The 13,238-nt window shown below is 67.1% G+C and carries 15 protein-coding genes and 1 tRNA gene; 7 read left to right on the top strand and 9 right to left on the bottom strand.

Going from position 1 to position 13,238, the window contains the following annotated elements; all coding sequences use genetic code 11:
• Positions 1-52: 52 nt before the first annotated feature.
• Positions 53-874, bottom strand: coding sequence for a 23S rRNA (adenine(2030)-N(6))-methyltransferase RlmJ (gene rlmJ / locus ASC79_RS19315; protein ID WP_056026679.1), 822 nt, complete (start codon positions 872-874; stop codon positions 53-55).
• A 94-nt stretch (positions 875-968) separates the two neighbouring features.
• On the opposite strand from rlmJ, the gene ASC79_RS19310 reads away from it, so the two are divergent.
• The 4 genes from ASC79_RS19310 to ASC79_RS19295 all read left to right on the top strand — a co-directional run bounded on the left by ASC79_RS19310 (position 969) and on the right by ASC79_RS19295 (position 4,395).
• Positions 969-1,988, top strand: coding sequence for a DNA topoisomerase IB (locus ASC79_RS19310; RefSeq protein WP_056026220.1), 1,020 nt, complete (start codon positions 969-971; stop codon positions 1,986-1,988).
• Between the two features lie 69 nt (positions 1,989-2,057).
• The gene (locus ASC79_RS19305; RefSeq protein WP_056026219.1) at positions 2,058-3,275 is read left to right on the top strand and encodes an LLM class flavin-dependent oxidoreductase; all 1,218 of its coding nucleotides are present in this window, start codon (positions 2,058-2,060) and stop codon (positions 3,273-3,275) included.
• Positions 3,276-3,277: 2 nt separating this feature from the next.
• A complete protein-coding gene (locus ASC79_RS19300; protein WP_056026218.1) occupies positions 3,278-4,090 on the top strand; it encodes an arylamine N-acetyltransferase in 813 nt (270 codons plus the stop codon).
• A gap of 95 nt (positions 4,091-4,185) precedes the next feature.
• Positions 4,186-4,395 carry a hypothetical protein gene (locus ASC79_RS19295; protein WP_056026217.1) on the top strand — a complete coding sequence of 70 codons (210 nt, stop codon included), beginning with the start codon at positions 4,186-4,188 and terminating at the stop codon, positions 4,393-4,395.
• Here the strand turns inward: ASC79_RS19295 and ASC79_RS19290 are convergent.
• Together ASC79_RS19290 and ASC79_RS19285 are read right to left on the bottom strand one after the other, a co-directional pair.
• Positions 4,392-5,372, bottom strand: coding sequence for an aldo/keto reductase (locus ASC79_RS19290; protein WP_056026216.1), 981 nt, complete (start codon positions 5,370-5,372; stop codon positions 4,392-4,394). The genes ASC79_RS19295 and ASC79_RS19290 overlap by 4 nt on opposite strands.
• A gap of 66 nt (positions 5,373-5,438) precedes the next feature.
• Positions 5,439-5,708 carry a hypothetical protein gene (locus ASC79_RS19285; protein ID WP_056026215.1) on the bottom strand — a complete coding sequence of 90 codons (270 nt, stop codon included), beginning with the start codon at positions 5,706-5,708 and terminating at the stop codon, positions 5,439-5,441.
• A 325-nt stretch (positions 5,709-6,033) separates the two neighbouring features.
• On the opposite strand from ASC79_RS19285, the gene ASC79_RS19280 reads away from it, so the two are divergent.
• Positions 6,034-6,309, top strand: a complete 276-nt coding sequence (locus ASC79_RS19280; RefSeq protein WP_056026213.1) for a hypothetical protein — start codon at positions 6,034-6,036, stop codon at positions 6,307-6,309.
• 56 nt (positions 6,310-6,365) lie between these two features.
• Here the strand turns inward: ASC79_RS19280 and ASC79_RS19275 are convergent, their stop codons facing one another.
• Positions 6,366-6,575, bottom strand: coding sequence for a YbdD/YjiX family protein (locus ASC79_RS19275; protein ID WP_056026211.1), 210 nt, complete (start codon positions 6,573-6,575; stop codon positions 6,366-6,368).
• 5 nt (positions 6,576-6,580) lie between these two features.
• A complete protein-coding gene (locus ASC79_RS19270) occupies positions 6,581-8,638 on the bottom strand; it encodes a carbon starvation CstA family protein (protein WP_056026209.1) in 2,058 nt (685 codons plus the stop codon).
• A 92-nt stretch (positions 8,639-8,730) separates the two neighbouring features.
• Here ASC79_RS19270 and ASC79_RS19265 point away from each other — a divergent pair, with 92 nt between their 5' ends.
• Positions 8,731-9,201: a hypothetical protein gene (locus ASC79_RS19265; protein WP_056026207.1), complete on the top strand. Its 471-nt coding sequence runs from the start codon at positions 8,731-8,733 to the stop codon at positions 9,199-9,201.
• Here ASC79_RS19265 and ASC79_RS19260 read toward each other — a convergent pair.
• From ASC79_RS19260 to ASC79_RS20930, 3 genes are all read right to left on the bottom strand, one after another.
• The gene (locus ASC79_RS19260) at positions 9,198-10,004 is read right to left on the bottom strand and encodes an acyl-CoA thioesterase II (protein WP_056026205.1); all 807 of its coding nucleotides are present in this window, start codon (positions 10,002-10,004) and stop codon (positions 9,198-9,200) included. The two genes, ASC79_RS19265 and ASC79_RS19260, sit on opposite strands and share 4 nt — an antisense overlap.
• A gap of 47 nt (positions 10,005-10,051) precedes the next feature.
• A complete protein-coding gene (locus tag ASC79_RS19255) occupies positions 10,052-10,522 on the bottom strand; it encodes a hypothetical protein (protein ID WP_056026204.1) in 471 nt (156 codons plus the stop codon).
• Between the two features lie 261 nt (positions 10,523-10,783).
• A complete protein-coding gene (locus ASC79_RS20930; RefSeq protein ID WP_162244321.1) occupies positions 10,784-11,359 on the bottom strand; it encodes a DUF4304 domain-containing protein in 576 nt (191 codons plus the stop codon).
• Between the two features lie 487 nt (positions 11,360-11,846).
• Between ASC79_RS20930 and ASC79_RS19245 the strand changes: the two genes are divergently transcribed.
• Entirely contained in the window at positions 11,847-13,133 is a 1,287-nt protein-coding gene (locus tag ASC79_RS19245; RefSeq protein WP_056026200.1) for a hypothetical protein, read from the top strand.
• A 4-nt stretch (positions 13,134-13,137) separates the two neighbouring features.
• Here ASC79_RS19245 and ASC79_RS19240 read toward each other — a convergent pair.
• A tRNA-Met gene (locus ASC79_RS19240) sits at positions 13,138-13,214 on the bottom strand.
• Between the last annotated feature and the right edge of the window lie 24 nt (positions 13,215-13,238).

The raw sequence follows: 13,238 nt of genomic DNA, 5'->3' as shown, positions 1-13,238 counted from the left end.
GTGCGATGCAGCAAACCCTAGCCCGACTTTTCGCAGGCGCAAAATGAAGGTTTCAGGTCGTCCAGACCTGGGCCTTGCCGCGATCGCCCAGCCGGCTGACGGTCCACTCGCAGATCTCGGCAAGCGGGGCGTCGAAGCCGTCCGGCGCATTGGCGATCACCAGGGCGCAGCCGTTCATCTTCATCGGGTCGGTCAGCGGCCGCATGCGCGCCTCGGCCACCAGCAGGGGCCCGTCATAGGCGTCCTCGGCCTCGCGAAGGAAGGCGTCGAAGGTCTCCAGGTCCTTGACCGGCATCCAGACCATCACCACCGCCGAGGGGTTCTTGCGCGTCAGCGCGCCGAGCGAAGCGGCGCAGCGTTCGTAGTCGTCGCTCTTCTCGAACGGCGGGTCGATGAGGACGAGGACCGCGCCTTCCCTGGGCAGGCGGGCGGCGACCTCGACATAGCCGTCGGCGCAGGCCGTCTTGGCCGCCGGCCAGCTGCGCAGCGTTTCGGAAAGGGCCGAGTGTTCCGGAGCCCGCAGTTCGCAGCCGAGATAGGCGTCGCCCTTGCGCAGGGTCGCGGCGACCAGCAACGGCGAGCCGGGGTAGAGGCCGACCTCGTCGCCGCCATTGAGGCGCGCCACCGCCTGGCGCAGCGGCTGCAGCGCCGGCGGCAGGTCAGGCGAGCGCATCAGCTGGACGACCCCGGCCTTGGCCTCGCCCGAACGCTGGGCCTCGTCGCCGGTGAGATCGTAAAGGCCTCTGCCCGCGTGGGTGTCAAAGACACTGAGCGGCCCTGGCGCGGCCTGCATGCGCGCCAGGAGGTCGAGCAGCGCGGCGTGCTTGACCAGGTCGGCGAAGTTCCCGGCGTGGAAGGCGTGGCGGTAGTTCAAGGCGGCGTCCTTGCGAGGGAACCGGGCGGTCGCGGCCCATGTTTGAGCGACGGTGCTTCCTGCCACGTCCCGCCGACATCTCCAAAGGCGCTCCATGCCCCTCGACGCAGCCCCGCCGCTGGCGGGCGGACTTGTCTATGTGAACGATCACGATCCGGGCCTGACCCGCGTGGCGGGCGCCACAGGGTTCACGTACCGGGACGCGGACGGCGAGCCGGTCAAGGACGAGACGACCCTGGAGCGTATCCGGGCGCTGGTGCTGCCGCCGGCCTGGAAGGATGTGTGGATCTGCGCCTCGCCGCGCGGGCACATCCAGGCGACGGGCCGCGACGCCCGTGGGCGCAAGCAGTACCGCTATCACGACGGCTGGAGCCGCAGTCAGGCCGAGGAGAAGTTCGAGCGGCTGATCGCCTTTGGCCGCGCCCTGCCCAGGCTTCGCAAGCAGGTCGAGACCGACCTGCGCCGGCGCGGGCTGCCGCGCGACAAGGTTCTGGCCGCGGTGGCGGCGCTGATGGAGCTGACCCTGATCCGGGTCGGCAACGCCGAGTACGCCAAGACCAACAAAAGCTTCGGCCTGACCACCCTGCGCGACCGGCACGCGGAGATCACCGGCGGCGGGGCGGTGTTCGAATTCCGCGGCAAGAGCGGCAAGGTCCATCGCACCGGCTTTCGCGACCGGCGCCTGGCGCGGATCGTCAAGGCCTGCCAGGACGTGCCCGGCCAGCGGCTGTTCCAGTATGTGGACGAGGCGGGCGAGCGGCGCGCCGTGGAATCCAGCGACGTCAACGACTACATCCGCGCGGCCATGGGCGAAGGCTTCTCGGCCAAGGATTTCCGCACCTGGGCGGGGACGCTTTACGCCGCGCGGGGCCTGGTCGAGCAGCCGCCGGCCAAGGACGCGGCCGAGGCCAGGCGCCGGGTGGCGACGACGGTGAAGGCCGCCGCCGCGCTGCTGGGCAACACGGCCGCGGTGTGCCGCAGCTCCTACATCCATCCCCTGGTGCTGGAGGCCTATGAGCGAGGCGCGCTGCCACTGAAGGCCGGGAATTCGGCACGGGGGTTCGAGCTCTCGGTTCTGCGCTTTCTGGAGGCGGCCCAGGAGGCCGCGCGCTGACGCGCCGTCACCCTGGCGCTGCTTGCAAATTGGGAGTTAGCCTCGCGCAAACGGCCATGGGAGGGCCACATGCTCGGACACAAACTCCGCTTCGGGGCCTTCATCGCGCCGTTCCATCCGCTCGACGAGAACCCGACCCTGGCCATCCAGCGGGACCTGGAACTGGTGCAGTGGATGGACCAGTTGGGCTACGAGGAAGCCTGGATCGGCGAGCATCACTCGGCCGCCTACGAACTGATCGCCAGCCCCGAAGTGTTCATCGCCGCCGCGGCCGAGCGGACCAAGCACATCCGGCTGGGCACTGGCGTTTCGTCCCTGCCCTATCACCACCCGATGATGCTGGCCGACCGCATCAACCAGCTCGACCACATGACCCGCGGGCGGGTGATGTTCGGGGTCGGGCCAGGCGCGCTGGTCTCCGACGCCTTCATGATGGGCATTCCGGTCGCCAAGCAGCGCGACCGCATGGACGAGGCGCTGGACGTGCTGGTCCCGCTGCTGCGCGGCGAGGCGGTGACCCACGAAAGCGACTGGTTCAGCCTGGTCAACGCCCGCCTGCAGATGACGCCCTATTCGCGGCCCTCGGTCGAGATCGCCGTGGCCAGCCAGGTCTCGCCGACCGGGGCGCGGGCGGCGGGCAAGCATGGCGCGGGCCTGCTGTCGCTGGGCGCCACCACCAGCGCGGGCTTCAACTCGCTGGCCGCCAACTGGGGCATCGCCGAGGACATCGCCAAGGAGAACGGCCAAACCATGGACCGCAGCCGCTGGCGGCTGGTCGGCCAGATGCACATCGCCGAGACCAAGGACAAGGCGATCGAACAGATCCGCTTCGGGCTGGAGAAGTGGATCTATTACTTCAAGGAGATCGCCAACCTGCCGATGGTGCCCGACGACTTCAAGGGCGACCCGGTCGAGGCCTATCTGGCGCTGGGCCAGGCGGTGGTGGGCACGCCTGACGACGCGATCGAGCGGTTGCAGCAGCTGGTCGACGAGAGCGGCGGCTTCGGCTGCTTCCTGCTGATGGCGCACAACTGGGCGCGCTGGGAGGACACCAAGCGCTCCTACGAGATGATCGCGCGCTACGTGGTTCCGCACTTCCAGCAGCTGAACGTCAATCGCCAGGCGTCGATAGACTGGGTTCGGAGCAACAAGACCGAGTTCACATCGCAGACCCGCGCCGCGGTAGGCGCCAGAATCGTCTCGCATATGATGGAAAAGGGCTCCGACAAGATCCGGCCGGAGATCGTGGCCATGATCCAGGGCGCCGCCCCGCCGGCCAAGGAGTAGAGTTGAACCTTCAGGCTTATCTCGACCGCATCGGCTTTTCCGGCGTCCCACGTGTGGACGCCGAGACGCTGAAGGCGATGCAGCGCCTGCACCTGCGCACGATCCCCTACGAGAACTTCGACGTCCAGCTGGGGCGGACGATGACGCTCGACCCGAAGGCCGCGTTCGACAAGCTAGTCACGCGGCGGCGCGGCGGCTGGTGCTACGAGATGAACGGCCTGCTCGGCGCGATGCTGCGGGAGGTCGGCTTCGAGGTGACCGAGATGGCCGGGGCGGTGCTGCGCGGCGAGCGCGGACCGAGCTCGCACGCCAACCACCTGGTCCTGCGGGTCGACCTTGACCGGCCGTACATCGCCGATGTCGGGTTCGGCGACGCGCTGCTGGAGGCCGCGCCCCTGGAGTTCGGGCCGCACCACTGCGCCGGCTTCGACTTCGCATTCGAGGCGCTCGACGACGGCTGGCTGCGGTTCCACAATCATCCGCTGGGCGGCGCGCCGTACTACGACTTCCGCAACGAGCCGGCCGATCGCGGGGAACTGGCCGCCATGTGCCGCTCGCTCAGCAGCGCGCCGGACTCGGTGTTCACCCAGACCGCCTTCGCCTTCCGCCACGAACCGGGCGGGGTCGCGGTGCTGCGCGGCCGCACGTTCAACTTCATCCGGCCCGGCGAGAAGACGACACAGCTCATTGATTCGGCGGATGTATTCGCGAACATCCTGCGCGATCGCTTCGAACTGGACATCCCAGAAGCGCGCGATCTCTGGCCTGCGGTCTGCGCCCGGCATGAAGAGCTGTTTGGCGCGCTCGCGTCCTAACGGTTCCCTGCCGGGACAGTCATAAAAGCGTGCCTGGACTTCGCGGCCGCGCGCGGTCAAATCCGGCGCGGGAGGGGGACAACAGGAGCAACGCGATGAGCGATCTTTCCCTGCCGCCCTCCGTAACCGTCAGCCCCACCATCGTCGGCGTGTCCGTGCTGACCGATGACGGGGTGACCGTCCAGGTCAGCCTGCCGCGCCCGCGCGGGTTGCGGGACCTGCCAATCGAAGAAGTCGCCGATCGCGCCCGCCGCATGGCGCAGGATGCGCTGCGGGCGGCCGCGACAAGCCTCGGTTCAGCCTAGCCCTCGGTGTCCACCGACGCCTGCATGGCGGGCGCGTAGCGCGGACCGGAGACGGTCTGCGGGTTCACCAGCTCCTCCACCTTGGCCATCACCGCGTCCGACAGCGTGACGGCGGCGGCGGCGGCGTTCTCTCGCATATGGTCAGGGCTGGTCGTGCCGGGGATCGGCACCAGCGTGTCGTCCTTGCGCAGCAGCCAGGCCAAGCAGAGTTGCGCCGGCGTGCAGCCCGCCTCGCGCGCCAGGGCGGCGAAGCCCTCGAACATCTTCAGATTGGCGGCGAAGGCCTCGCCCTGGAATCTGGGCATCGCCTTGCGGAAGTCGCCGTCCTCCAGCGCCGCCGGATCGGACACGCCGCCGGCCAGGAAGCCGCGGCCGACCGGGCTGAAGGCGACGAAGGTCACTCCCAGTTCGCGGCAAGCGTCGAGCACCGCGATCTCTGGGTTGCGGGTCCACGGCGAGTACTCTGTCTGCAGGGCGGTGATCGGGTGGGTGGCGTGCGCACGGCGCAGGGTCGGGGCCGACACCTCCGACAGGCCGATGGCCCGGATCTTCCCTTCCTTGACCAGGTCGGCCAGGGCGCCGACGCTCTCCTCGATCGGAACGCGCTTGTCCCAGCGGTGCAGGTAGTAGAGGTCGATGACGTCGGTCTGCAGGCGCTTCAGGCTGCCCTCGCAGGTGGCCTTCAGGACGTCCGGATGGCCGTTGAGTTCGCGCTGATCGCCATTGGTCAGCCCGCACTTGGAGGCAAGGATGTAGTCGCTGCGACGGTCCTTGAGCACCTCGCCCACGAGGGTCTCGTTGTGGCCGACGCCGTAGACGGCCGCGGTGTCGAGGAAGGTGTAACCGGCGTCCAGCGCGCCCTTCAGCACCCGCTCGGCCTGTTCCCGCGGCGGCGGCGAACCGTAGGCGTGGGAGAGGCTCATGCAGCCCAGCCCGATGGCCGAGACGTTGAAGTCGCCAAGTCTGCGCTGGTCCATGCCGTTCTCCCGTTCCCTGCTTATTGGGCGGGAGAAGGCGTCAGGCGCGCCGCGCGGTCAACCGCCTTACGGCGTGACGTTCATCTTGATGACGATGCGGCCGGGGTTGGCCAGCGCGAAGGCCTCGGGCACCTCGACCTGAGCCGCCAGCTTCACCGCCTCGGCGGCCGGCGCGCCATCGGCGTCCAGGGCCTTGCAATCGGTCAGGTTCGCGCCGCTGACCTGGCAATCCACCAGCACGGCCTGGGCCACCGGCTCGACGACCGGCGACACTGTCGGCGCCGGCGCGGCGTACGAGGTCGAGATCACGGCGGCGGCGAGAGCGGACAGGAACATGGGACCTCGGAGCGTTAACGAAGGTTACTCAATGGTGAAGCCCCGAGGATGGCAAGTGTTTCATTTCGGGGCCGTCGGGGTTGTCCACCGCAATCGACGTGCCCAAACCGCCGCTTTTCGCCCCGCTGCTGAAAATTGGGCGCCGGCGCCCATCGCGGTTGCAGCGCACAACTGCGCTATTGCACCGCAACAAATTCGCTTGAAACCTCGTCCACCAAAGGGCAGGAAAAAGATCAGGCGAAACGGTCACGCGAGAATTTGAACCGTCGCCAAGGGAAACGTCGGGAGGTGGTTGGCCCCAACCCCTTTCCGGGAACTAGTGATTATGATCCGTACTCTTGCTCTGACCGCCGTGGCCGTTTTCGCCATCACCGCTCCCGCTCAAGCCGCTTCGATCAGCGTTCCGCTGGCCGGCAAGAGCCAAGCCCAAGTCGAAGCCGACGTGGCCAAGGCCGCGCGCAATGTCTGCTTCCGCGCCACCCGCAGCGAAGCCCTGGCGCTCGACGCCTATTCGCGCTGCGTGAAGGCGACCGTGAAGGTCAGCCTCGACAACTACGCGACCGCCCAGGCCCCGTCGAATTCGGCCCTGGCCGCGCGCTAAGCGCACCTCCCAGTTCTGTGTAGCAAAGGCCGGCGGAGACGCCGGCCTTTCGCATTTCAGCAGCAGCGAAACCCGCCGCGACCTCCGGCCCCGTATCGGGCGTCCTGGCGATCGCGGAAGAACTCGGTGCGGGTCATGGGGACCCGGTCGGGGTGGGTCGTGGCCAGATGCTCGACATAGGTCTCATAGTTCGGGACCCCGACCATCAGGCGCGCGCCGTCGCAGACGCATTGGGCGAAGCGGGCGAAGGGATTGGGCGAGGCCATGTCCCCTACTCCGCCGGGATCGCGTCGGGATTGATCTCCCGCGCCGTCCAGCCATCGGCCCGATATGCCTTCAGGCAGGCCGTGATCCCGAACCAGATCATGCTCAACACCACAGCGATGAACACGGCGCAGAGCGCCGCGTCGATACGGTCGTTCCAGACGATCTTGCTCATGTCGGCCATCCCCTTGGCCGGGGCCAGAACCTCGCCCGCCGCCAGGGCGTCGCCGTACTTGCGGGCGTGCGACAGGAAGCCGATGGCCGGATCGGGCGAGAACAGCTTCTGGAAGCCCGCCGTCAGCGTGCAGATGCACAACCACACCGCCGGGATGATGGTGACGAAGGCGTAGCGGTGCCGCTTCATCTTGAAGATCACCACAGTGGCCATGATCAGCGCGATGGCCGCCAGCATCTGGTTGGAGATGCCGAACAAGGGCCAGAGCGTATTCACCCCGCCGAGCGGATCAGTCACCCCCTGGTGCAGGAAGAAGCCCCACGCGGCGACACAAAGCCCCGTGGCCGTCAGGTTAGCCGTCCAGGAAGACGTCTCCTTGAACTTCGGGATGAAGGTCCCGAGCAGATCCTGAAGCATGAAGCGTCCAGCCCGAGTGCCGGCGTCGACGGCGGTCAGGATGAAGAGCGCCTCGAACAGGATGGCGAAGTGGTACCAAAAGGCCATCATCGCCTTGCCGCCGAGCACGTGCGAGAAGATGTGCGCCATCCCGACCGCGAGCGTCGGCGCGCCGCCGGCGCGCGAGATGATGGTCGTCTCGCCGACGTCCCTGGCGGTCTGCTCGATGACCTCCGGCGAGATCGGGTGGCCCATGGCGCCGACCGCGGCCGAGGCGCTTTCGGCGGTCGTTCCGATCACCGCGGCAGGACTGTTCATCGTGAAATAGACGCCGGGATCGAGGATCGAGGCGGCGATGATCGCCATGATCGCCACGAAGCTCTCCATCAGCATGCCGCCGTAGCCGATGAAGCGGGCGTTGACCTCGTTGTCGATCAGCTTTGGGGTCGTGCCCGACGAGATCAGGGCGTGGAAGCCCGAGACCGCGCCGCAGGCGATGGTGATGAACAGGAACGGGAACAGGGTGCCCGACCAGACCGGCCCGCCGCCGGCGGCGAACTGGGTGACGGCCGGCATCTGCAGCTCGGGCCGCATGATGATGATGCCGATGGCCAGCGCCAGGATCGCGCCGATCTTCAGGAAAGTGGACAGGTAGTCGCGCGGGGCCAGCAGCAGCCAGACCGGCAGCACGGCGGCGACCGCGCCATAGCCGATGAGAATCCACGAGAGCTGAAGGCCGGTGAGGGTGAACATGGCCGCCAGTTCCGGCGAGGCGGCGACCTTCTGGCCGCCGACGATCGCCAGGATCAGCATGACGAAGCCGAAGATCGAAACCTCGGCGATCCGGCCGGGGCGGATGAAGCGCATGTAGACGCCCATGGCGATGGCGATCGGCACCGTCGCGGCGACGGTGAACGTGCCCCAGGGGCTGGCGGTCAAGGCCTTGACCACGATCAGCGCCAGCACCGCCAGGATGATCACCATGATCATGAAGGCGCCGAAGAGCGCGATGACGCCGGGGATCGGGCCAAGCTCCTCGCGGATCAGTTCGCCCAACGACTTGCCGTCGCGGCGCATGGAGATGATCAGGACCAGGAAGTCCTGCACCGCGCCGGCCAGCACGACCCCCGTCAGGATCCAGAGCACGCCGGGCAGATAGCCCATCTGGGCCGCCAGCACAGGACCGACCAACGGTCCCGCGCCCGCGATGGCCGCAAAGTGGTGGCCGAACAGGACGTATTTGTTGGTCGGAACGTAGTCCAAGCCGTCGTTGCGGGTGATCGCCGGCGTCGGCCGAGCGGCGTCGAGCCGCATCACGCGCTGGGCGATGTAGAGGCTGTAGTAGCGGTACGCGACCAGGTAGACGCAGAGCGCCGCGGTCAGGATCCACAGCGCGTTGACGTTCTCGCCTCGCGCCGTGGCCAGCACGGCCAGCGAGACCGCGCCGATCGCGGCCAGCAGGGCCCAAGGCCCGTGTTTTCGAACCAGTTCCATGCCGCGTCTCCTCCCCTGCCGCGCCCGTACTCGGCGCCCGCCTAGCCCTACAACTGATTGAGCCTGCGCGTGAACCTCTCTAGGACGCGGACATGAGCGAGCCGCAGATCAGCGAGGCGCTGGCGAGCGCCCTGGACGTCGTCGCCGACGGTTGCGCCGGGCTGCTCGATCCCTGGTGGGTGTTCGGCAGCGCGGGCATGGCGCTGGTCGGCGTCCCGGGCCTGACGCCGCCCGACGTCGACCTGATCGTCAGCGAACGCGACGCCACGACGCTGCTGGCGCAGTGGAGCGCCGAGCCGCTGGCGGCGGCGCCCTCGCCTCTGTTCCGTTCGAGGATCTTCGCCAAGGCCATCGTCGCCCCACTGCCGATCGAGATCATGGCAGGCTTCGAGGCGTTCTCGGACGGCGTCTGGGCGCCGGTGGTCCCGGCGACACGTGAACCGGTCAGCTGGCGCGGCCGGATGCTGTTCACGCCCAGCGCCGGCGAGCAGGCGGCCATCTGCCGCCGCTTCGGACGACCGAAGGACCTGGCTCGCGTCGCACTGTTGGAGGCGCTGGCCTAGTCGCGAACGCGCACGATCAGCGACTGGCTAGCCGTGGCCATCAGCTCCCCATCCTGCGCGAACAGGTACATGGCGCCGTGGCCGAAGCCGCCGTGCACGCCGGTGATGCGAATGTCGCAGAGCACCCACTCCGTCGGCACAATCCTGCGATAGCGGATGGTGTTGTCGAGGCTGTTGCCGCCGGCGTTGAGGCCCAGCGCATTGCCGACCGCGCCGGGGATGAAATCGGCCATGATCGCCAGCATGCCGGCGTCGATGGCCACCCCGTCCCGCGGCCGGATCCACAGCAGCAGGCGGCCGTCTTCGCCGCCGTCGCTCACCTCCGTGCCGCCATAGCGGCCCTTGGCGACGCGCACCTCGATGCGGCTGTGCAGGTCATCGCCGCCGCCGCGCCAATGGTCGGCCGCTTCGCAATCCTGCGGCGGCGCCACCTCCGGCATGGCCAGCCATTGGCGCGAGATCTCGCTGGGCCGCGCGCCGAGGGCGGCGTTGACCGTCAGGATCTCCTTGTCGCCGACATGGCTGATCACGCGGGCCTGACTGTTGTACTTGCCGGCCGCGGGCACCCAGACATCGAGGTCCACCACGCTGGGCGGTCGGGCATAGGACAGATACTGCGCCGTCGCCCAGATCACCGGCCGCTCGCAGGTCCGCTCCAGCGCGGTGATCGCCGAGGCCATGCCGACCCCGCCGAACATGAAGAGGTTGTCGCGTGAACCGACGCAGACCGCAGGGGTCAGCGGCAGGTACCAACGGTGCGGATTGTGGGTGGCTCGGAGATCGAAGAACTGGGGCGCGCTCATGGCGCTCTCCATGAAAGCACCTGAGCTTCAGCGCAAGCCTGTTCGGATCAGCGCGACGCTTCGGCCGCCTCGGCCTCGTTGCGCAGGCGCCGATCGGCCTCCTTCATGAGCGCCTCGGTCGACTCGTTGGCCGCTTCGCGGGCGCGGATCTCGTCGACCAGCCGCTGGTCGGCGTTCTGGCCGTGCAGCGCATAGAGAAAGGCGCCGAAGCCGCCCACCGCCGCCACGGTCAGCACCAGGGCGGCGATGGCCGCGATGCCGGTCCAGGCCTTGGACTCCTGTCCGGGAGGGGCGGGCTTCAGATAGGCCGCGCCGATGAACACGACGCCGGCCAGGAAGGTCGCGCAGCCGCCGGTGTGGATCATCGCCCTTTGGCCGACCAGGTCGACATTGGCGATGACGCTGGGCGCCAGGCCGATCAGACGATTGCCCTCGGTCAGTTGAGAAACCTCGATCGTGCCGGCGAAGACGACCTGGGCGAGGCCCAGTATGGCGAGAATCCATCCGGCGATGATCATGAGACGCTCCACACAGCTACCCGCCCGCGAATCCTGCGGGCGCTCGAAGTCTACGCTGTGAGCAACAGATTGCGTCGATGAAAGGACGCCGCGGTATGGCGTTGGCTTCCGGGCATGAAAAAACCCTCCTGCGGATGCGGGAGGGTTGTGAGATTTGGGTGCGGGGACGCGCACGCAGCGATACCTCACACCCTCCACCGAGAGCGGCGGCCGAGCCCGATCTGGTCGGTATCGCACAGTTTTCGCGGTGGCGTTTGCCGCTTAAGCGTTACACCCGAGCCACCGCCGCACCCTCGCGACCCTCTCGATGTTCGCAGGAATAGCGGTCTTGGGCACCGGCTTCCGAAGGACTTCGCAAGCCTCTTCTCCCTCGCCCATTCGATGAAGTGTGAGAGCCAGTCCCACTAGGGAGGGTCCGTGATAGCCACGTTCGGATAGCGCCGTCCTTCTGCCGAACCAGTTCTCCGCTTGCTGCTCAAGAGTCCGCACCCGGTCGAACCAGGGAAGACCATACTGGACTACGGCTTCCGCCATCTCGCTCGGCCCGTTTACCTCTTCCCTCTTCCACCAACGATCGTAGCCATCAATCAACGCTCCTAGCCGGGTATCGATTGGGGGCATCTGAAGGGCGCCCGCGGGACCAAAAATGGAGAGGAAGAGCTTCTCCGTCTCAAGATCCTTCATGAGGAGATTGACCGTCACGCCACCCAGCCGACTGGATTGCCGGTTCACGCACTCCCACATATCGCCTCGAACCCGTACCCAATCGTCGCCAGAGCGTTTGAAGCCCATGGGATCAAGAACCCTGTGGAGCGCACTCGCATAAGAACGCCGCATCACATGAACCTCTTTGGATCGTAGAACAGGGCTCTCACCTTCTGGCCGGTGGCTTCCTCGTATTTCTTCACCTGCCTTGCCGCCGCCGCTCTTCCGGACGGCGTGTCCGGCTGACCTCAATGTACTTGCGGACCGCGGGATCCGGCGTTCGCCTTGGGGCGCCAACATCCGGCTTGAGTGTCGTTCCGTTAGGTCCAGCTACCCTCGGCTCAGGCTGCCAACCTTCCTTACCTCGCGCCATGTCCTTGTAGAACTTATCTGCGCGTTGCCCAGCTCTGGTCGCCCAGTTGTGGCCGACCCGCAGATGAGGCATCCGCTCGGTCAGCACGAGCGGTCCACGGGGGACCGCTTGAGGCACGAGCCGTGCGGCGATAGCGGCCGCAGCCTCAAGGCCTAGTACTGCGGCAGCGGGAGCAAGCGCCGGCACGGCCATCCAGCTGTTCTCCTTGGAGATCTCCCGCCGCTTCTGTTCGAATTCCGCCTGCTGATGCCGCAACTCGGCAAGATCATCCGGCGGAGGAGCGTAGAGACTGCCGTACCGTACGCTGTCGGCAGCCTGTCGCTCTTTTTGGACCTCCTCAGACGTGCGCAAGTACCAACGCCGCAGCGCATCGCCTTTAAGACGCGCCGGATCAACCTGCCCATCGGGCATGCTTCGCTCTCCATAAGAACATGGCTGTTCACGACCTGGCGCCCAAGCCTCGACGCGGATAGCTCGATTTCGGGGAAAGCGGTGCGTAAAGCGTCAAGCTACGCCTCGACGCGATTCCTGCACCGCATCGAAACTCTCGCAAATTCGCACTCAACCGCGATCATGGATGGTCTTCTGAAGCTGGACTGGTCGCGCGCGCGGGATGAGCAGCGCAAAGGCCGCACCCGCGATGTGGAACCCTTCGCGAACTTAGCAGCCCTGCTCCACGTGGTGCATGACCAGCCGAAGTGCGGGGCCTGTGTCCGCACCTGGGCGTCTGACCTGCTCCGCGGCGGCGAATACATCCACGCGATGCTGCACTTCCCGCGCGCGGTGTTCTTCTACCCGTTCCGGGGCGACACGCCGGATAGCGAAGCAGACACGGCTGTTCGCGGCCGGGCGGTCCTTGATCTGGTGACTCAGGCGGCCGAGAGGGATCTCAAGGCCACACGACCGCACCTGACGGGGTCTCCAGGTGCGGCGACGGTCGCCAAATGGCAACCGCTCTACATCGCCGCCGACCAGGTGATGCACGGCGTTTGCAACCAGATCTTCTACGGCTCCGGCGCCTTCCGTAATGGTTCGAATGAGGATGGCCCAGGCCTGGCCACTCCCGACGCCAAGCGCCGGTTCCTCAACGACTTCGCGCGGATCCTCGACACGATTGCCTCCCAGGCCCAGGCGCACACCGTCCACAACCTGATGCAGTTCCTCGCCTACCTTGAGGATGGGGATCCCACGGCGGTTTTCGATCGCGCCGCGGGCGTGTCGTTGAGGCCGGCGTCACAGGGTGGCTACCAGTACGAGTCCCTGGGCGTCGACGCCTTGAGCCTCCGCGCAGGGCCGGTCCGCCGCGTGGCGCTTTTGGGTGCAGGGACCCCCACTCAACTTAGGCGTGACGGCGCGTCGGGCTTGACCTCGATGTACTTACGGACCCAGGATCCGGCGTTCGCCTCGGAGCACCGATATCCGGCTTCAGTGTCCTTCCGTTTCGTCCAGGCACTCTCGGGTGGGCTCGATACTGCTGCCGACCGCCGACAAGCAAAAAGCCCCCGGGCGATGAGCCTGGGGGCTTTTGATTAAACCTTGGGTGCGGGGACAGGATTTGAACCTGTGACCTTCAGGTTATGAGCCTGACGAGCTACCGGGCTGCTCCACCCCGCGTCAGGGTGTTGATTGTGTATTGAA

Source organism: Phenylobacterium sp. Root1290 (assembly GCF_001425305.1).
Classification (GTDB): Bacteria; Pseudomonadota; Alphaproteobacteria; order Caulobacterales; family Caulobacteraceae; genus Phenylobacterium.
This window is presented reverse-complemented; position numbering and strand designations above follow the sequence as displayed.